The sequence below is a fragment of the Streptomyces cinnamoneus genome, from assembly GCF_014650495.1.
Taxonomy (GTDB): domain Bacteria; phylum Actinomycetota; class Actinomycetes; order Streptomycetales; family Streptomycetaceae; genus Streptomyces; species Streptomyces cinnamoneus.
This window is the reverse complement of the sequence record NZ_BMVB01000009.1, coordinates 1-19931: the sequence shown is the minus strand read 5'-3', so window position 1 is coordinate 19931 and position 19931 is coordinate 1. Positions and strand designations below refer to the sequence as shown.

Here is a 19931-nt window from a genome sequence, read left to right as displayed (position 1 = left end):
ATCATGGGCCGTAGGCACGAAGGAGGCGCCCCATGCCCGAAGGGGACACCGTCTGGCGCACCGCGCAGGAGCTGCACCGCGCCCTGACGGGCGAGCAGCTGACCCGCTCGGACCTGCGCGTGCCCAAGCTCGCCACCGTCGACCTGACCGGCCGGGCGGTCCTGGAGACCGTCCCGCGCGGCAAACACCTGCTCACCCGAGTGGAGGGCGGTCTCACCCTCCACTCCCACCTCGGCATGGACGGCTCCTGGCGCATCCAGGCCGTCGGCGGCCGCCGCCGGGGTGGTGGCCCGGACCACCAGATCCGTGCCGTGCTCGCCACCGCCGGCCACACCGCCGTCGGCTACCGCCTGCCCGTCCTGGACCTGCTGCGCACCACCGCGGAGTCCACCGTCGTCGGCCATCTCGGCCCTGATCTGCTCGGACCCGACTGGGATGCCGACGAGGCGGTCCGCCGCCTGCTCGCCGACCCCGGCCGCACCATCGGCGAGGCCGTCCTGGACCAGCGCAATCTCGCGGGCATCGGCAACGTCTACAAGTCGGAGCTGTGCTTCATGCTGCGGATCTCGCCCTGGCTCCCGGTCGCCTCGGTGCACGGGCCCGAGCGCCTGGTGGCCCTCGCCCAAAAGCTCCTGGAGGCCAACAAGACCCGCACTGCCCGGATCACCACCGCCGACGCCCGCCCCGACCGCCACCTGTGGGTCTACGGCCGTGCCGACAAGCCCTGCCGCCGGTGCGGGACGCCCGTCCTCACCGCCGGGCAGGGCCCGGCGGGCCAGGAGCGCACGACGTTCTGGTGCCCGCACTGCCAGACCGGCCCCGCCCCGCCCACGGGCCGACAGCCGGCCCCCACTGAGCCGAACGGATGACGCCACGGCCCCAGCCGAACCCCGGGCCGTCCCCTTCACCCGCCCCCTGGTCCACCGTCACCCGACCCGCCAGCCGGCCCACCAACCGGCCCGCAGCCCGGCCCACCCACCATCGGCTCATAGCCCGGCCCCTCCACGATCGGTCCACCGCCAGGCCCACCACCGATCGGCCCACCGCCCGGCCCACCACCGATCGGGCCGCCGCCCCCGCCCGGCCCCCCGGACCGCCGCCACCAGCGGCGTGAGCCAGGCTCGCCCCTCCCCTCACCCGCAGCGTCCTTCTCGCCCTTCCCGCCGGCCTTGCGGTCCCGCGGCACGCAGTGCACCGGCAGCAGGCTCAGCCCCCACCCCCCGGTGGCCACCACGCCCTCCAGGAACCCCGTCCGTCCCGGCTGCGCGAGCAGGCGGAAGACGGCCCAGCACCACACCCCGCCCAGCACCGCCGCGAGCAGCCACCCGGCCGGCCCCAGGCGCCGTCGGCGCTCCGGCGCCTCGCTACGGTCCATGGCTGCCTCCTTGGGGGCCGACACCTGAGCACGCCCCCCAAGGTCCCCGCATCCACCCCTGAGCAGACCGGACCTCAGCCGGCGCCCTCGCCCCGCGCCCGCGCGAGCTCCCGCTCCAGGTCGGCGATCTCCCGGTCGCGCCGGTGCAGCTCAGTGATCAACCGCTGCTCCCCCTCGTGCACGCCCTCCTGGTAGACCGTGCGGACGAAGGCTCCGGCGGTGGCCTGGTCGAGGTCCGAGACCACCATGAGCTCTGTCGTGAAGCGGATCACCGGATGCTCGCTCATGGCCCCAGGAGACCCTGCTCCGGCCGCCCCCGCCACCCGTACCGATCCCGGGTACCGGTGCCGACGGTCAGGCGTTCTCCGCCTGGAACATCCAGTGGTGCTTTTCGAGGTCGCCCGTCAGGCCGATGAGGATGTCCTGGGTGACCGGGTCCGGCTCGGCCGTCGCAAGGATGCGCTCCCGCATCCTTGCAATCACGGCGCCGAGCCCCGCCACCAGCGTGCGTACCGCCTCGGTGTCCTTGGTCCAGCCGCCGCCGACCGGGTCGATGCCGCTGGTCTTGGCGACCGTCTCGGCCCGCCCGTCGGGGGCGATGCCGAGCGCGGCGGCCCGTTCGGCCACCGTGTCCGCGTGCCCGCGGGCGGTCGCCACGACCTCGTCGAGCTGCAGGTGGACCGAGCGGAACCGGGGGCCCACCACGTTCCAGTGGACCTGCTTGGCGACGAGCGAGAGGTCGACGAGGTCGACGAGCGCGCCCTGGAGCGCATCGCCGACGATCTTGCGGTCCTGTTCGGACAGGGGGCTCTTGACGACAGACATCCGATTCCTCCTGTTCACAGCTTCACAGCATGTTCACGGCATACGTCCGTTAGCTCCGCTTTTCCCGCCCCGGCACCCACCATGACACAGGGGTGCCGCACGGGCCGGAAAACGCAGAGATCCCGGTCAGTAACTCCTGACCGGGATCCCGAACGTAAAACACATGCCTTCGAGGCTGTCTCAGCCCGCCTCAGGCCGCGACCACATCCACGGCCTCCGCAGGGGCCTTGATGGTCACGCGCTCCCCCGGAACGCCCGTCACGGACGTCACGGACACCGAATTGAACATCGGCCGCATCGGCGCGGGTACCGGCTCGCTCGCCGCCGCCGACTGCGCCAGCTCGGCGAGCGACAGCTCGTCACTCACCTCGCGCATGACCTCGGACATCCGTACGTCCAGAGCGTCGCAGATTGCGGAGAGAAGCTCGGAGGACGCCTCTTTCTGACCGCGCTCGACCTCGGAGAGATATCCGAGCGAGACCCGGGCGGACGAGGAGACCTCGCGCAGAGTGCGGCCCTGGCGTTGGCGCTGCCGACGCAGCACGTCACCCAGCAGGCGACGGAGCAGAATCATCGGTGGCTCCCTCCTTGGACCGCGAATCCGGTTCCTTCACGCCCCACCGTACCGCCTCGGGGTGCGGCCGTGCGGGGAGCTATGTCGTGTTCACTCAGGGCTGCAAACATCCATTCCCCCCGTTGTGTTCCGTATCCTTTGCCCCCGCGTTCCCCGTGAGTTCGCGAAGGAGCAGCGCGAGGACCGCCCGGACGCTCCCGGTCCGGATGGCCGTCCTGTCTCCGTCGAGCGACAGCTCGCGCACTGCGCCCGCGCCGTGCGGCCCGGCGACGGCGACGAAGACCGTGCCGACGGCCCGGCCGTCCTGCTCATCGGGCCCTGCCACACCGGTGGTGGCGATCCCCCAGTCGGCGGCCAGCACGGTGCGTACGCCCCGTGCCATCTGCCGGGCCACCTCGGCGTCGACGGCGCCCCGCGCGTCGAGCAGCGACCCGTTCACGCCGAGCACGTCCCGCTTGACCTCGGTGGCGTAGGCGACGACCGCGCCGCGGACCGTGCGGGACGCCCCCGGCGCCTCGGTCAGCCAGGCCGCGACCTTGCCACCGGTGAGCGACTCGGCGGCGGCCACGGTCTGCCCGCGGCCCAGCAGGGCCGCCAGCACCTCCGCGGCGGCGTCGGGGCCCGGAGCGGTCATCGCGCCGGCTCCCGGGAGCGCCCGGCCCGCCGCAGCACGATGGCCTGCCGGACGTAGTCGAGCCCGGTCGCGACGGTCAACACGACGGCGACCGCCATCACCCAGAAGCGCAGGGTCGCCAGCGGGCCGGTGAGGGCGAGGATGTACATGCCCACCCCCACGCCCTGCGCGAGCGTCTTCATCTTGCCGCCCCGGCTGGCCGGGATGACGGCTTGCCGGATGACCCAGAACCGCATCAGCGTGATGCCGATCTCGCGGAAGAGGATCACGCCCGTCACCCACCACGGCAGGTCGTCCAGGATCGACAGGCAGATCAGCGCCGCACCCATGATCGCTTTGTCCGCGATCGGGTCGGCGATCTTGCCGAAGTCGGTGACCAGGTTGTACGTCCGCGCCAGATGGCCGTCGAAGAGGTCGGTGATCATGGCAACGGCGAACGCCGCCCAGGCGAAGGAGCGCCAGGCCGGGTCGTAGCCGCCGTCGTGCATCATCAGCAGGACGAACCCGGGCACCAGCAGCAGCCGCACCATGGTGAGGATGTTGGCGATGTTCCACAATCCGGCCGGACGCACGCCCGTCGCCGGAGCCGGACCTCCTGCGGCGGAGGCCGGGAGTCCGCTCATCTGCCCGCCTCCTCGGTACACCCGCCCTCGATTCCGAGGGGTTCGGCGACGAGGTCGACACCCTCGCTCGCCACCACCTTCGCCACGACCATACGGCCGGGTGCGGGCGCTGCCACGTCGTCGGACCAGGTGAGCCGCACCTGGCCGTCGGTCTCGGGCGCCTGGTGCGCGGCCCGGCCGATGACGCCGTCCTCGTCGTCCACGCGGTCGACGAGTACTTCGATCGTCTCACCGATCCGCTCCTCCGCGCGCTGCGCGGTGAGCTCCTCGGCCAGCATCGACACGCGCGCCAGCCGCTCGGCGACGACCTCGGGGTCGAGCTTGTTCTCGTAGGTGGCCGCCTCGGTGCCGTCCTCGTCGGAGTAGCCGAAGACGCCGATGGCGTCCAGCCGGGCCCCGGTCAGGAAGCGCTCCAGCTCGGCGACGTCCTCCTCGGTCTCGCCGGGGAAGCCGACGATGAAGTTGGAGCGCGCTCCGGCCTGCGGCGCCTTGGCCCGGATCGTGTCGAGCAGCTCCAGGAAGCGGTCGGTGTCGCCGAAGCGGCGCATGGCGCGCAGCACGCCGGGCGCCGAGTGCTGGAAGGACAGGTCGAAGTAGGGCACGACCTTGTCCGTCGAGGTCAGCACGTCGATCAGGCCGGGGCGCATCTCGGCGGGCTGGAGGTAGCTGACGCGGATCCGCTCCAGGCCGGGGACGGCCGCGAGCTCCGGCAGCAGCGTCTCCAGCAGGCGGATGTCGCCCAGGTCCTTGCCGTAGGAGGTGTTGTTCTCGGAGACGAGCATGACCTCCTTGACGCCCTGCTCGGCCAGCCAGCGCGTCTCGCCCAGCACGTCGGAGGGGCGGCGGGAGATGAACGATCCCCGGAAGGAGGGAATGGCGCAGAAGGAGCACCGCCGGTCGCAGCCGGAGGCGAGCTTCACGGAGGCGACGGGGCTGTCCCCGAGCCGGCGGCGCAGCGGGGCGCGGGGGCCGGACGCCGGAGCCACACCCTCGGGCAGGTCCGCCGGAGGGGTGTCCTCCTGGGCGTGCCCGGGCAGGGCGATCTTTCCGGAGCCGCTGGCGTCCTGGCGCTCGGCGGGGCTGATCGGCAGCAGCTTGCGCCGGTCGCGCGGGGTGTGGGAGGCGTGGACGCCGCCGGAGAGGATGGTCTGGAGGCGGTCGGAGATGTCGGCGTAGTCGTCGAAACCAAGCACGCCGTCGGCCTCGGGCAGCGCCTCGGCCAGCTCCTTGCCGTATCTCTCGGCCATGCAGCCGACGGCCACCACGGCCTGGGTGCGCCCGTGGTCCTTGAGGTCGTTGGCCTCAAGGAGGGCGTCTACGGAATCCTTCTTGGCGGCCTCGACGAAACCACAGGTGTTGACGACGGCCACATCGGCGTCGGCGGCGTCCTCGACGAGGTCCCAGCCATCCGCCGCCAAGCGGCCTGCAAGCTCCTCCGAGTCCACCTCGTTACGGGCGCAGCCAAGTGTGACAAGAGCGACGGTACGGCGTTCGGGCATAGGGCTCAGCCTACTTTGTCCCGGCACCTCATCCGTTGCCGAGTGGCAGGCGGGCGCGGAGAGCCTGGTCACCCACAAGCTCTCCGCGCCCGTCCGTGCGGCTGCCGTCCCCGGCTCCCGCCCAGGTCAGCCTGCCGCGGGGTCGCCCCTGGTGTAGCTCAGGCGCTGGACCCGGCCGTCGTCGGCCAGATTCTTGACCTCTTTGCCGTTCACGAACAATTGCACTGCTCCGGCGTTGCCCAGCACCAGGTCGATGCGCTTGCTGTCGGTGAAGGTCTTGGAAGCGCCCTGCTTGAGGACGCCCTCCTCCAGCAGCTTGCCGTTGTGGTCCTTGGCCGAGATCCAGGTCTGGCCGTTCTCGGCGGTGAGCTTGACGGTGACCTTGTTGGCGGGAACGCCGGCGATGGCGCTGGCGGACGCCTCGGCCTTGGGGTCGGACGACGCCTTCCCCGCCCGGGCCTTGCTCGGTGCCGCGGACGGCTTGCTGGTGGCCGGGTCGGCCGAGACCGGTCCGCTCTTGGAACCGCCGCTGAAGAGCGTGAAGCCGACGAAGCCGACGACCGCGACGATCGCGGCGACCATGGCGGCCGTCCAGTTGGGGCGCCGCGGCTCGGGCCGGATGCGCTCGGCGTCGAAGAGCGGGGCCGCCGGGGTGGGCGCGGGACGCCCGCCGTGCTCGGCGTCGTACTGCGCGACGAGCGGGAGGGGGTCGAGGCCGACCGCGCGGGCGAGCGTGCGGATGTGTCCCCGGGCGTAGACGCGTCCGCCGCAGCGGGTGAAATCGTCCTGTTCGATCGTGTGGATGATCGGGATGCGTACGCGGGTGGTCGAACTGACATCTTCCACGGTCAGTCCGGCGCTGATGCGGGCCTGCTGAAGGGATCGTCCGACGGAGGGCCGGTCACCCTCTGACTCTGACTCTGAGGAGTTGCCGATGGACACGTGGGCGCCTTTCGAGCGTGCAGCCACCTGCTGGAGATTCAGTCTAGGGGGGATGCGAAACGGTCGGGCAAGCGGGAAGCCGGACTTTGTAGGCCATCAGAATGCTCTGCGGTAACAGCAGTGGCACATCGCCCCTCCCCTCTCGCTCAACTGCCCTCGGGCCCGAGAGAAACGGTTGGCCAGGGATCTTTTCCAGCTGCTACGGCCGGTCCTCTGCTACGGCCGGTCCTCCCCGCGGATGACCGCGAGGACCCCGTCCAGCTCGTCGGGCTTCACCAGCACGTCGCGGGCCTTGGAACCCTCGCTGGGCCCCACGACGCCCCGCGACTCCATCAGGTCCATGAGCCTGCCCGCCTTGGCGAATCCCACACGCAATTTCCGCTGCAGCATCGAAGTCGACCCGAACTGCGTGGAGACGACGAGTTCGGCCGCCTGGCACAGCAGATCGAGGTCGTCGCCGATCTCCTCGTCGATCTCCTTCTTCTTCGACGTGCCGACGGTGACGTCGTCGCGGAAGACCGGCGCCATCTGGTCCTTGCAGTGCTGGACGATGGCCGCGACCTCGGCCTCGGTGACGAAGGCGCCCTGCATGCGGATCGGCTTGTTGGCCCCCATGGGCAGGAAGAGGCCGTCGCCCTTGCCGATGAGCTTCTCGGCGCCCGGCTGGTCGAGGATGACGCGGCTGTCGGCGAGCGAGGAGGTGGCGAAGGCGAGGCGGGAGGGCACGTTGGCCTTGATGAGGCCGGTGACGACGTCGACGGACGGCCGCTGGGTGGCCAGCACCAGGTGGATGCCGGCGGCGCGGGCCAGCTGGGTGATGCGGACGATGGAGTCCTCCACGTCGCGCGGGGCCACCATCATCAGGTCCGCGAGCTCGTCCACGATGACCAGCAGGTACGGGTAGGGCGAGAGCTCGCGCCCGCTGCCCTCCGGCGGCTTGACCTTGCCGGCGCGCACGGCCGCGTTGAAGTCATCGATGTGCCGGAAGCCGAAGGCGGCCAGGTCGTCGTAGCGCAGGTCCATCTCGCGCACCACCCACTGGAGCGCCTCGGCGGCCCGCTTGGGGTTGGTGATGATGGGCGTGATGAGGTGCGGGATGCCCTCGTAGGCGGTGAGCTCGACGCGCTTGGGGTCGACGAGCACCATCCGGACGTCCTCCGGGGTGGCCCGCACCATGATCGACGTGATCAGGCAGTTGATGCAGGACGACTTACCGGAACCGGTGGCTCCGGCGACCAGGATGTGCGGCATCTTCGCGAGGTTGGCCATCTCGTAGCCGCCCTCGACGTTCTTGCCCAGCGCGACGAGCATCGGGTGGTCGTCGCCGGCGGCGTCCGCCAGCCGCAGCACGTCGCCGAGGTTGACCATCTCGCGGTCGCTGTTGGGGATCTCGATGCCGACCGCGGACTTGCCGGGGATCGGGCTGATGATCCGTACGTCCGGGCTGGCGACGGCGTAGGCGATGTTCTTGGTGAGCGCGGTGATCCGCTCGACCTTGACGGCCGGGCCCAGCTCGACCTCGTAGCGGGTGACCGTCGGGCCGCGGGTGAAGCCGGTGACGGCGGCGTCGACCTTGAACTCCGCGAAGACGTTCGTCAGCGAGGCCACTATGGCGTCGTTGGCGGCGCTGCGGGTCTTGCCCGGGCCGCCGCGCTCCAGCAGGCCGAGGGAGGGCAGCGCGTAGGTGATGTCCCCGGCGAGCTGCAGCTGCTCGGCACGGGCCGGCAGCCCGCCGGCCGGTTCGGGCGCGGGCTTGGTGAGGTCCGGCACCGTCCCCGGCGCTTCGGCGGCCGGCGCCTTCTTCTTCCCGCGCGCGGCGGGGGCGGCCCTGCCGTCGCGAAGGCCGCCGTCGCGGCCGCCGTCCGGGGTCACACCGCTGCTGAGGTCGGCGACGAGCGGGGTGGGCGGGATGCCGTGCAGGACGGCGCCGTCGAGCGAGGCGGCGGCCGCCGCGGCGAGGTCCACCGCGTCCGGCTCCCGGCCCGCCGGGGGCTCCACGGGCCCGCGGCGTGCGGAGCGGCGCTTGTCCAGCGCCTCCGCCTCGGCCCGGGCCGGGTCGGCGGCCGCGGCGGCGGCGCCGCGCCGGGGGCGGCGGGCGGGCGGGGCCTCGCGCCACTCCTCGGCGTACTCGGCGTATCCGCCGGCGTCCTCCGGCCCGTACTCGTCCGGGTGCGGCTCGACGACCCCCAGCCGGATGCCCAGCTCCCGCAGCCGGCGCGGGATGGCGTTGACCGGGGTGGCGGTGACCACCAGCACGCCGAAGACGGTGAGCAGGAAGAGCAGCGGTACGGCGAGCATCTCGCCGACCGTGAAGAGCAGCGGCTTGGAGGCGGCCCAGCCGATCATTCCGCCGGCGTCCTGCAGGGCCTGCGAGCCGTCACCGCGGCCGGGTGAGCCACAGGCCACGTGCACCTGCCCGAGCACGCCGATGACCAGCGCGGACAGGCCGATGACGATCCGTCCGTTGGCCTCGGGGCGCTCGGGGTGACGGAAGAGCCGGAGCGCGATGACGGCGAGGAGTATCGGTACGACGAGGTCGAGGCGGCCGAACGCGCCGGTGATCAGCAGGCGGATCAGGTCGCCCACGGGACCGTCGAGGCTGGACCAGGTACCGACGGCGACGACGAGGGCCGCGGCGAGCAGCAGCAGGGCGAGCCCGTCCTTGCGGTGCGCCGGGTCCAGGCCCTTCGCGCCGCGCCCGACGCCCCGGAAGACACTGCCGGCGCCGTGGGCCAGGCCGCGGCCGACGCGGCGGGCGGCGCCCGGCCTGGGTGCCGCCTTGGCCGCGGGCTTGCGGGCGGTCGCCTTGCGCGCGGGTGCCCGGCCCGCGGGCTTGGACGGCGCCTTCTTCGCGGGCGCCTTCGCAGACGCCTTCGCGGGCGCCTTCTTCGCGGCGCCCCCGGGACGTCCGGCGCGCTGCTGGGAGTTGCCCGCCGTGCTCTGGGAACCCTTGCCGGACGTACGTGAGGCCATGGTGCCGAGATTACCGTTGTCCGACGTGCGGTACACGTGCGGCCAGGCGTTCACCCATTCGTGTCGTGATGCCGCGGTGAAGCCGGTGACGGGGCGTCAAAGGTGGTGCGGCCCGGGTGCGGTCAGCTTGGCGAGGGAAGCGGGCCGGCGCTGCCCGTGCCCGGCTCCAGGGCGTCCAGCGCCCGCCGCAGGCCGGTGAGCTTGCGCTCCAGGTGGGCCGCGGTGGCCACTGCGGCGGCATCGGCGGACTCGTCGAGCTGCTTGGAGAGCGCCTCGGCCTGCTCCTCGACGGCGGCGAGCCGCGCGGAGAGCTCGGCGAGCAGGCCGGCGGGCTCCTGCGACTCGATGACGCCGGTCCGGCCGGAGCCGCCGCCGCTCTCCAGCTGCAGCCGCAACAGGGACGCCTGCTCGCGCAGCTGGCAGTTCTTCATGTACAGCTCGACGAAGACGGAGACCTTGGCGCGCAGCACCCACGGGTCGAACGGCTTGGAGATGTAGTCGACCGCACCGGCCGCGTAGCCGCGGAAGGTGTGGTGCGGGCCGTGGTTGATGGCGGTGAGGAAGATGATCGGGATGTCCCGGGTCCGCTCCCGCCGCTTGATGTGCGCGGCGGTCTCGAAGCCGTCCATGCCGGGCATCTGAACGTCCAGCAGGATCACCGCGAAGTCGTCCGTCAGCAGCGCCTTGAGCGCTTCCTCCCCTGACGATGCCCGCACCAGTGTCTGATCGAGCGCCGAGAGGATGGCCTCCAGCGCCAGCAGATTTTCCGGCCGGTCATCGACCAGGAGGATCTTGGCCTTCTGCACCATGGCCCGTCCTCCTCGCCCCGGCAGTGCACCGGGCGCCGCCCCAGGGGACGACTCCCTTGCGCCGCCCGTCCTTGTGCCGGTCATGGTAGCCGCACCCCGCCTGTCGCCACACCCTGTCACCGCGATGTCACTGTGCACGTAGCAGAAACGCGGTGGGGGACCAGAAGGTTCCCCGGATACCGCGTTCCCACACGTCATTGGCCACACTCAGTCAGCACACAGTCAAATAGTCAACGAAATTCCGTCACTCTGCGCGCATCCACTGCTCCATCACCGTCAGCAAATGATCCGTGTCGACTGGTTTGGTGACATAGTCGGACGCTCCGGCCTCGATGCTCTTCTCCCGGTCGCCCTTCATCGCCTTCGCCGTCAGCGCGATGATGGGCAGCCCCGCGAACTGCGGCATCCGCCGGATCGCCGCCGTCGTGGCGTAGCCGTCCATCTCCGGCATCATGATGTCCATCAGGACCACCACGACGTCGTCGTGCTGCTCCAGCACCTCGATCCCCTCGCGGCCGTTCTCCGCGTAGAGCACCGACAGCCCGTGCTGCTCCAGGACGCTGGTGAGGGCGAAGACATTGCGGATGTCGTCGTCGACGATCAGCACCTTCTCGCCCTGGAAGCCGCCGCGGAAGCCGCCGTGGTCCACGGCCGCGTGCCCGTGGTGCCCGCTCAGCCACGGCTCCGGCGGGATGACGACGTCGGCCGCCCGGCCCAGCCGCGCCCCGGGCACCGCACCCTCGCCGTGCCCTGCTCCGGACAGGGCCGACCGCTGCCCGGCCGCCTGGGCGGCGGCCCGGCGGCGGCGCAGGAACAGACCCGCCGCCTGACGGGCGGGCGAGACGTCCTCGGCCGGGCCCGTACCGCCGCCGACCGCGCCCTGCGGATCGCCGACGACCTGGCCGTCCTCCAGCTGCGGATAGCCCTGGGGCGGCAGCTCGCCGGGGTTGAGCGGCAGGTAGAGGGTGAAGGTCGAGCCCCGGCCGGGCTCGCTGGCCGCGTCGATCTCGCCGCCCAGCAGCCGGGCGATCTCCCGGCTGATGGACAGCCCGAGGCCGGTGCCGCCGTACTTGCGGCTCGTCGTGCCGTCCGCCTGCTTGAACGCCTCGAAGATGACCCGCATCTTGCTCTGCGCGATACCGATGCCGGTGTCGGTGACCGAAAAGGCGATCATGTCGGCGTCCGCGTCCCGCAGCGACCCGGCCTCCAGCAGCTGCTCACGGATGCTGTCGGGCACGTCCGCGCCGGCCGGGCGGATGACGAGCTCGACGGCGCCGGTGTCGGTGAACTTCACCGCGTTCGACAGCAGGTTGCGCAGCACCTGCAGCAGCCGCTGCTCGTCGGTGTGCAGGGTGGCGGGCAGCTCCGGCGACACCCGCACCGAGAAGTCCAGGCCCTTCTCCGCCGTCAGCGGCCGGAAGGTGGCCTCCACGTAGTCCACGAGCTGGACCAGCGCGATCCTGCTCGGGCTGACGTCCATCTTGCCCGCCTCGACCTTCGACAGGTCCAGGATGTCGTTGATCAGCTGCAGCAGGTCCGAGCCGGCGCCGTGGATCGTGTCGGCGAACTCGACCTGCTTCGGGGAGAGGTTGCCCTCGGCGTTGTCGGCGAGCAACTTGGCCAGGATCAGCAGCGAGTTGAGCGGGGTGCGCAGCTCGTGCGACATGTTGGCCAGGAACTCCGACTTGTAGCGCATGGAGACCGCGAGCTGCTCGGCCCGCTCCTCCAGCACCTGCCGGGCCTCCTCGATCTCGGTGTTCTTCACCTCGATGTCGCGGTTCTGCCGGGCCAGCCGGTCGGACTTCTCCTCCAGCTCGGCGTTGGAGATCTCCAGTGCCTTCTGCCGGTTCTCCAGCTCCGCGGAGCGCTCGCGCAGCTGCTCGGTCAGCTCCTGCGACTGCTTGAGCAGCACCTCGGTCTTGGTGTTGACGCTGATGGTGTTCACGCTGGTGCCGATCATCTCGGCGATCTGACTGAGGAAGTCCTTCTGGATCTGCGTGAACGGATAGAAGGACGCCAGCTCGATCACGCCGAGGATCTGCCCCTCGAACAGCACCGGCAGCACGATGACGTGGGCCGGCGGCGCCTCGCCCAGCCCGGAGGCGATCTTCAGGTAGCCCGGCGGGACGTTCTCCACCAGGATGGTGCGCTTCTCCTTCGCCGCCGTGCCGATGAGCGACTCGCCCGGCCGGAAGGACGTGGGCATCGAGCCCATGGAGTAGCCGTACGAGCCGAGCATGCGCAGCTCGTACGCGTCCGCGCCGTTCTCCCCCTCGTGCGGGCCCGTCGGCAGCGCGAGGAAGAACGCGCCGTGCTGGGCGGAGACCACCGGCGTCAGCTCGCTCATGATGAGGCCGGCGACGTCCTCCAGGTCGCGGCGGCCCTGCATCAGACCGGAGATGCGGGCGAGGTTGCCCTTGAGCCAGTCCTGCTCCTTGTTGGCCAGGGTGGTCTCGCGGAGGTTGGCGATCATTGTGTTGATGTTGTCCTGGAGCTCCAGGATCTCGCCCGCCGCATCCACGTCGATCTTGAGATTGAGGTCGCCGCGGGTCACCGCCGTGGCGACCTCCGCGATGGCCCGTACCTGCCGGGTCAGATTGCCCGCCATCTCGTTCACCGACTCTGTGAGGTCGCGCCACGTGCCGTCCACGTCGCGTACCCGAGCCTGACCCCCCAGTTGGCCCTCGGTACCCACCTCGCGGGCCACCCGGGTCACCTGGTCGGCGAAGGACGACAGCTGGTCGACCATCGTGTTGATGGTCGTCTTCAGCTGCAGGATCTCGCCGCGGGCATCGATGTCGATCTTCTTGGTGAGGTCGCCCTGGGCGATGGCGGTGGTCACCATCGCGATGTTGCGGACCTGCCCGGTCAGGTTGGACGCCATCGAGTTCACCGACTCGGTGAGGTCCTTCCAGGTGCCGCTCACGCCGGGCACGCGCGCCTGGCCGCCCAGGATGCCGTCGGTGCCGACCTCACGGGCCACGCGCGTGACCTCGTCCGCGAAGGACGACAGCGTGGTCACCATGGTGTTGACGGTGTCGGCCAGCTGCGCCACCTCGCCGCGCGCCTCGACGGTGATCTTCTTGGTCAGGTCGCCGTTGGCGACCGCTCCCGCGACCTGCGAGATGTTGCGGACCTGACTGGTCAGGTTGTTGGCCATCAGGTTGACGTTGTCGGTGAGGTCCTTCCAGATGCCGGTGACGTCCCGCACCCGCGCCTGACCGCCCAGCTGACCCTCGGTGCCCACCTCACGGGCCACCCGCGTCACCTGCTCGGCGAAGTCGGACAGCTGGTCGACCATCGTGTTCACGGTGGTGACGAGCTCCAGGATCTCGCCCTTGGCATCGACGGTGATCTTCTTCGACAGATCGCCCTTGGCGACCGCCGTCGTCACCTCGGCGATGTTGCGGACCTGCGACGTCAGGTTGTTGGCCATGAAATTGACCGACTGCGTGAGGTCCTTCCAGGTGCCCGAGACGCCCTGCACCTCCGCCTGGCCGCCCAGGATGCCCTCGGTGCCCACCTCGCGGGCCACGCGCGTGACCTGCTCGGCGAACGAGGAGAGCTGGTCCACCATCGTGTTGAGGGTGTTCTTCAGCTCCAGGATCTCGCCCCGCGCGTCGACGTCGATCTTCTGCGACAGGTCACCGCGCGCCACGGCCGTGGCGACCTGCGCGATGTTGCGGACCTGGGTGGTCAAGTTGCCGGCCATGCCGTTGACGGAGTCGGTGAGGTCACGCCACACGCCGGCCACGCCCGGCACCTGCGCCTGTCCGCCGAGCCGGCCGTCCGTACCGACCTCCCGGGCGACGCGGGTCACCTGCTCGGCGAAGGCCGAGAGCTGGTCGACCATCGTGTTGATGGTGTTCTTCAGCTCCAGGATCTCGCCCCGGGCATCCACGTCGATCTTCTGCGACAGGTCGCCCCGCGCCACGGCCGTGGTCACCTGGGCGATCTGCCGCACCTGCGAGGTGAGGTTGCCCGCCATGAAGTTGACCGAGTCGGTCAGCTCCTTCCAGGTGCCGCTGACGCCGTCCACCCGGGCCTGACCGCCCAGGCGTCCCTCCGTGCCCACGTCCCGGGCCATCCGCGTGACCTGGTCGGCGAAGGACGACAGCTGGTCCACCATCGTGTTGACGGTGTTCTTCAGCTGCAGCATCTCCCCGGAGACGTCGACGGTGACCTTCTGCGAGAGGTCGCCGTTGGCGACGGCCGTGGTCACCTGGGCGATGTTGCGGACCTGGCCGGTGAGGTTGCGGAAGGCCGTGTTCACCGAGTCGGTGAGGTCCTTCCACGTACCCGCCGCACCCGGCACCTGCGCCTGACCGCCCAGCTCGCCCTCGACACCGATCTCACGTGCCACACGCGTCACTTCGGCGCCGAAGAACTGCAGCTGGTCCACCATCCCGTTGACGGTGTTCTTCAGCTCCAGCATCTCCCCGGCCGCGTCGACGGTCACCTTCAGGCCCAGGTCGCCGTTGGCGACGGCCGTCGTCACCAGCGCGATGTCCCGCACCTGGCCGGTGAGGTTGCGGAAGGCCGTGTTCACCGAGTCGGTGAGGTCCTTCCACGTACCCGCCGCACCCGGCACCTGCGCCTGACCGCTCAGCCGGCCCTCGGCGCCCACCTCGCTGGCCACGCGCGTGACCTCGTCGGCGAACGTCCGCAGCGTCTCCGTCATCTGATTGACCGTCTCGGCCAGCTGCGCCACTTCGCCCCGCGCGCTCACCGTGACCTTCTGCGAGAGGTCGCCGTTGGCCACGGCCGTGGTCACCTGCGCGATCCCGCGCACCTGCGCCGTGAGGTTGCCGGCCATGAGGTTGACCGAGTCGGTGAGGTCCTTCCAGACCCCCGCCACTCCCGGCACCTGCGCCTGACCGCCCAGCTCGCCCTCGGTACCCACCTCCCGGGCCACGCGCGTGACCTCGGAAGCGAAGGAAGAGAGCTGGTCCACCATCGTATTGACGGTGTTCTTCAGCTCCAGCATCTCGCCGTCCACATGGACGGTGACCTTCCGGGAGAGGTCGCCCTTGGCCACCGCCGTGGTCACCAGCGCGATGTCACGCACTTGAGCGGTGAGCCGGGACGCCATCGTGTTGACGGAGTCCGTCAGGTCCTTCCACGAACCCGACATCCCGCGCACCCGGGCCTGGCCGCCCAGCTTGCCCTCGGTGCCCACCTCGCTCGCCACCCGCGTCACCTCGTCGGTGAACGCCGAGAGCTGGTCCACGAGCCCGTTGACCGTGCGCCCCACCTTGAGGAACTCGCCGCGCAGCGGGTGCGCCGCCCCGTCGGCTCCCTGGGAGCGCAGGTCCATCCGCTGTTCCAGGTCGCCCTCGGCCACCGCCGACAGCACCCGGCCCACCTCGGACACCGGCCGCACCAGGTCGTCGACCAGGGCGTTGGACGCGTCGATCGCCGCCGCCCAGGCGCCCTCGCAGGCCCCGACCTCCAGCCGCTCCGCGAGCTTGCCCTCACGGCCCACGACCCGGCGCACCCGCGCCAGCTCGCCCGTCAACTGCAGATTGCGGTCCGCCACCTCGTTGAACACCGCGGCGATCTCGGCCATCGCCCCGTCGCCGGAGACCGTCAGCCGCTTGCGGAGGTTTCCGTCCCGCATCGCCTCCAGAGCCGCCCGCAGCCGGTTCAGGGCCGCCGTGTCGACTTCCGTCGTCCCATTGGGCCGGGACCGTCCGCCCTTCGCGCGCGTGCTTGCGCCCCGCGCCGTTGCGCCAGACTCCACCGTGTCCCTCCCGCTGGGTCGATCATCCTCGTCGGGCTTTCGTTTCGAGCTTTCCCAGTGTTTCACCCCGGCCCAACCAGGCCATAACAGTCGGCAGCATCGCACACGGTCCACCGGCACCCCCAAGGTGGAATCCCGGTGCACCGGGAGCCGCCCACCGGGCGGAGGTAAGTAACCTGGCAACCGGCCAGGGCAATGGAGGGGCGCTGCACATGCGTGAGCAGATCGCCGAAACGTACACGAGGAGACCTGTGATCACCGCGCGGGCTGCCGCCACCTTCGAGCCGGTCGGACGCTCGGTCGCCGCCGCCCGGGCCTTCGTCCGGGACACTCTCCAGGGCTGGGGCTTCCCCGACGTCATCGACGACGCCGTCGTCCTCACCAGCGAGCTCGTCACCAACGCCGTCGTCCACGCCGGCACCGCCGCCGACGTCCTGTGCGTACGGATGGACTCCGGCGTGCGCATCGAGGTCGCCGACCGCTATCCCGAGCGCGAGCTCCCCGTGCAGAGCCCCGCACGTCAGTTCGGCAGCGTCGATCGCGAGGGCGGCCGCGGCCTGCTGCTGTGCGCCGCCCTGGCCTCGCGCTGGGGCGTCGAGTACAGCGCAACGCAGAAGACGGTCTGGTTCCGCCTCGACCTGCCCGACCGTCCCGCGGGCACCCGCTCCGCCGGCCCCGCCCTGCCCGCCGAGGCCCTGCCGGTCGCCGACGCCCGCGTCCGCGTCGCCGTCGTCCAGATCGACGCCGGCGGCGCCATCAGCGCCTGGAACGACGACGCCCACGAGCTCTTCGGTTTCGGCGCCGACCAGATCATCGGCAAGCCCCTCCCCGACCTCGCCGCCTGGCCGCACACCCCCGGCACCTCCACCGGCATCGCCGAGGCCCTGCGCCTGTCCCGCTGGGAGGGCTCGTACGGCATAAGGGGAGCCGACGGCCGCATCGTCCCCGTCTACGCCTCCCACCTGCGCGTCCGCGACAACGCCGGGGCCCCCTCGACCGTCTGCCTGCTGGTGCGGGACGAAGAGCGCGCCGTCCTGCAGAGCCCGCCCCGCTCCCCCGCAGGCGACCCCGCCACCGACCGCGGCACGACCGACCCCTTCGAGGTCTTCATCGGCTCCCCCGCCCCCGACGACCTCGACGGGCTCCTCCAGCGCACGGTCGAGCGCGCCCGTGACATGCTCGACGGGGACTCCGCCTACCTCCTGCTCGCCACCGACGACGAGACGGAGCTGGAGGTGCGCGCCTCCACAGGTCTGCCCTCCACCCGCCAGCGCTTCGCCCGCGTCCCCGTCGAGGCCGGCACCGGCCGCTACGGCTCGGCCCGCATGCCCGCCGTCCACGACGACCTCACCGCCGTGCCCGGCGCCGTGCCCCTCCTGACCGACACCGGCATGCGCTCGGTCGTCACCGTCCCGCTGAAGGTCGAGGGCCGCCTCACCGGCTCCCTCGGCGTCGCCGCCGAATCCCCGCGCCGCTACGGGAACGAAGAGGCCCTGCGCCTGCAGTTCGCCGCCGACCGCATCGCCCTGGCCGTCGAATCCGCCCGCCTGGGCGAGCTCGAACGCCTGCGCCGCGGATCGCTGTCCTTCCTCGTCGAGGCGTCCGACCTGCTCGCGGGCACCCTCGACCGCGACCAGACCCTCGCCCTCATGGCCCAGATGACCGTGCCGACCCTCGCCACCTGGTGCGCGGTCTACACCATCGCGGACCAGTCCTCGGAGCCCGAGCTCTCCTACGTCCTCCACGAGGACGAGGACCGCATCGACGGCCTCAAGGCCCTCCTGTCCAAGGTCGCCCCGCCCGACCCCGTGCCCACCCCCGGCGCCCGCGTCTGGACCGCCCCGTCCGAGGCCGCGCACTCCGCCGCACTGCGCACGTCGCTGCGCAGCCTCGGCCTCACCGACGCCAGCGGCCACGTCCCCGCCCCGGGCACCTCGCTCGCCACGGCGGCCGCCGTCGGCGGCGAGACGGTCGTCCTGCCGCTCGTGGCCCGCAACCGCGTCATCGGCATGCTCACCCTCGGCAAGCCCACCGACGACCACTTCCGCCAGGAGATCCTCGAACTCGCCGAGGACCTCTCCCGCCGCGCGGCCCTCGCCCTCGACAACGCCCGCCTCTACAGCGAGCGCACGGCGATCAGTCAGAGCCTCCAGCGCAGCCTCCTTCCGCCGGAGCTGCCGGACGTCCCCGGCGTGGAGGTCGAGGTCATCTACCGCGCCGCCGGCGAGGGCAACGAGGTGGGCGGCGACTTCTACGACCTCTTCCCCATCCGTGACGGCGCCTACGGTTTCGCCATCGGCGACGTCTGCGGTACGGGCCCGGAAGCGGCCGCCGTCACCGGCCTGGCCCGGCACGCACTGCGGCTGCTGGCCCGTGAGGGCTTCGGCGGCCCGGCCGTCCTCGAACGGCTCAACACCGCCATCCTGGACGAGGGCGCCCGCAGCCGCTTCCTCACCCTCCTCTACGGGGAGCTGTGGCCCCAGCCCGACGGCAGCGCGCTGCTGAAGGTCGTCTGCGCCGGTCACCCGCTGCCGCTGCGCCTGCGCCAGGACGGCACGGTCGAACCGGCGGCCGATCCGCAGCCGCTGCTGGGCGTCATGGAGGACCTGGAGCTGTTCGAGCAGACCGTCACCCTGGACCCGGGCGATGTCCTGCTGTGCGTCACGGACGGCGTCACCGAGCGCCGCGAGGGCACCCGCATGCTGGGCGACGACGGCCTCACGGACGTCCTGACCACGTGCACGGGCCTCACGGCGGGTGCGGTCGCCGCCCGCATCCTGCGCGCGGTCGAACGTTTCGCCGCGGAGCCCGCATCGGACGACATGGCCATCCTCGCCATGCGCGTGCCGGAGCGTCAGGAGCCCTGACCCGGCGGGCCCGGGAAACGAGAAAGGCCCCCGCCGAATGGCGGGGGCCTTTCTTTTGTGGAGCCCCAAAACGGAATCGAACCGTTGACCTTCTCCTTACCATGGAGACGCTCTGCCGACTGAGCTATTGGGGCCGGCAACGAGATAAAGCATACCCGATGTTCGGACGTCCTTTTGACCATCAGGCGGCCACTGCGGGCAACAGCCCGCCGAGCGCATTGCACGCCGCCACCAGCCGGTGCAGCTCGCGCCGCGACGTGCCCGCATCGACGGGCAGGGCGAGGCATTCCCCGGCCGCCCGCTCGGTCTCCGGCAGCCACAACTCCCGCCGGAACGACGGCAGTCGGTGAACGGGCGTCTGCACGGGCACCCGGCAGCGGACCCCACGGGCCCGGAGCGCACGGGCGAAGGCGTCCCGGTCGGGACGACCGTTGCCGGGGACGCGCACGACGTAGGAGTGGTACCGGTGCGGCACTCCGGGGGACATGACGGGCGTCACACCGGTCAGCCGGGCGTCGAGATGAGCGGCGTTGGCCCGCCGCCGGGCGATGTCCTCTTCCCTTTCCCCTTCTTCGTCCTCGCCGTCGGTGGGGTCGAGGACGGGAACCCCCTGTCCGACGGCGGCCTGAAGAGCAGCCAGGTCGGCGGGGTGGCCGAAGAGGGGTACGGCCACGACGGCGGCGGTCCGCGCGGTGACGGCGCGGGCCACGGAGGCGGGGTCGAGGCAGAGGCTCCGGGAGTCGATGTCCGCGAACACGGGCAGCGCCCCGGCGTCCCGCACTGCTTCGGCAGTGGCGGCGGTGGCGTACGAGGGCACGATGACCTCGTCGCCGGCGCCCACACGTGCCGTCCTGAGCAACTCCGCAGTCCTCATGCCCCGGATGCTGCCCGGGAGACCTTAACGCGCCATGACGCCGGGCAGCTGGTCGGGAAAACAAAAAAGCTCTGATGTATGAACCGGGGTTCATACATCAGAGCTTTTCTGAAAATTTGTTCGGCGGCGTCCTACTCTCCCACAGGGTCCCCCCTGCAGTACCATCGGCGCTGAAAGGCTTAGCTTCCGGGTT

Annotated in this window: 13 protein-coding genes, 1 tRNA gene and 1 rRNA gene; 2 read left to right on the top strand and 13 right to left on the bottom strand. The window is 71.3% G+C overall.

What is annotated here, in order from left to right; all coding sequences use genetic code 11:
• The first annotated feature begins 32 nt into the window (after nt 1-32).
• Nucleotides 33-869, top strand: coding sequence for a DNA-formamidopyrimidine glycosylase family protein (locus IE182_RS15415; RefSeq protein ID WP_190110380.1), 837 nt, complete (start codon nt 33-35; stop codon nt 867-869).
• 580 nt (nt 870-1449) lie between these two features.
• Here the strand turns inward: IE182_RS15415 and IE182_RS15410 are convergent.
• From IE182_RS15410 to IE182_RS15365, 10 genes are all read right to left on the bottom strand, one after another.
• Nucleotides 1450-1662 carry a hypothetical protein gene (locus tag IE182_RS15410; protein WP_190110379.1) on the bottom strand — a complete coding sequence of 71 codons (213 nt, stop codon included), beginning with the start codon at nt 1660-1662 and terminating at the stop codon, nt 1450-1452.
• A 67-nt stretch (nt 1663-1729) separates the two neighbouring features.
• Nucleotides 1730-2200, bottom strand: a complete 471-nt coding sequence (locus IE182_RS15405) for a Dps family protein (RefSeq protein ID WP_190110378.1) — start codon at nt 2198-2200, stop codon at nt 1730-1732.
• A gap of 190 nt (nt 2201-2390) precedes the next feature.
• On the bottom strand, nt 2391-2774 hold the full coding sequence (locus IE182_RS15400) for a helix-turn-helix domain-containing protein (RefSeq protein ID WP_086566431.1): 384 nt from the start codon (nt 2772-2774) through the stop codon (nt 2391-2393).
• 94 nt (nt 2775-2868) lie between these two features.
• Entirely contained in the window at nt 2869-3408 is a 540-nt protein-coding gene (locus IE182_RS15395) for a CinA family protein (protein ID WP_190110377.1), read from the bottom strand.
• Nucleotides 3405-4031 carry a CDP-diacylglycerol--glycerol-3-phosphate 3-phosphatidyltransferase gene (gene pgsA / locus IE182_RS15390; RefSeq protein ID WP_190110376.1) on the bottom strand — a complete coding sequence of 209 codons (627 nt, stop codon included), beginning with the start codon at nt 4029-4031 and terminating at the stop codon, nt 3405-3407. The genes IE182_RS15395 and pgsA overlap by 4 nt, the downstream gene beginning before the upstream one ends.
• Nucleotides 4028-5530, bottom strand: coding sequence for a 30S ribosomal protein S12 methylthiotransferase RimO (gene rimO, locus IE182_RS15385; RefSeq protein WP_190110375.1), 1503 nt, complete (start codon nt 5528-5530; stop codon nt 4028-4030). The genes pgsA and rimO overlap by 4 nt, the downstream gene beginning before the upstream one ends.
• A 126-nt stretch (nt 5531-5656) precedes the next feature.
• A complete protein-coding gene (locus IE182_RS15380) occupies nt 5657-6472 on the bottom strand; it encodes a helix-turn-helix domain-containing protein (protein ID WP_190110374.1) in 816 nt (271 codons plus the stop codon).
• A 216-nt stretch (nt 6473-6688) separates the two neighbouring features.
• Nucleotides 6689-9445: a DNA translocase FtsK gene (locus IE182_RS15375; protein WP_190110373.1), complete on the bottom strand. Its 2757-nt coding sequence runs from the start codon at nt 9443-9445 to the stop codon at nt 6689-6691.
• Between the two features lie 122 nt (nt 9446-9567).
• Nucleotides 9568-10254 (bottom strand): response regulator, encoded by a 687-nt coding sequence (locus tag IE182_RS15370; protein WP_190110372.1) that lies wholly within the window; start codon nt 10252-10254, stop codon nt 9568-9570.
• A gap of 244 nt (nt 10255-10498) precedes the next feature.
• Nucleotides 10499-15997: a HAMP domain-containing protein gene (locus tag IE182_RS15365; protein ID WP_190110371.1), complete on the bottom strand. Its 5499-nt coding sequence runs from the start codon at nt 15995-15997 to the stop codon at nt 10499-10501.
• 212 nt (nt 15998-16209) lie between these two features.
• Here IE182_RS15365 and IE182_RS15360 point away from each other — a divergent pair, with 212 nt between their 5' ends.
• Nucleotides 16210-18864 (top strand): SpoIIE family protein phosphatase, encoded by a 2655-nt coding sequence (locus IE182_RS15360; RefSeq protein WP_229844839.1) that lies wholly within the window; start codon nt 16210-16212, stop codon nt 18862-18864.
• Between the two features lie 58 nt (nt 18865-18922).
• On the opposite strand, the gene IE182_RS15355 is transcribed toward IE182_RS15360, so the two are convergent.
• From IE182_RS15355 to rrf, 3 genes are all read right to left on the bottom strand, one after another.
• Nucleotides 18923-18998: transfer RNA gene (locus IE182_RS15355), tRNA-Thr, on the bottom strand.
• Between the two features lie 47 nt (nt 18999-19045).
• Entirely contained in the window at nt 19046-19738 is a 693-nt protein-coding gene (locus IE182_RS15350) for a DegT/DnrJ/EryC1/StrS family aminotransferase (RefSeq protein WP_190110370.1), read from the bottom strand.
• A 118-nt stretch (nt 19739-19856) separates the two neighbouring features.
• A 5S ribosomal RNA gene (gene rrf / locus IE182_RS15345) occupies nt 19857-19931 on the bottom strand; the annotation flags it as partial.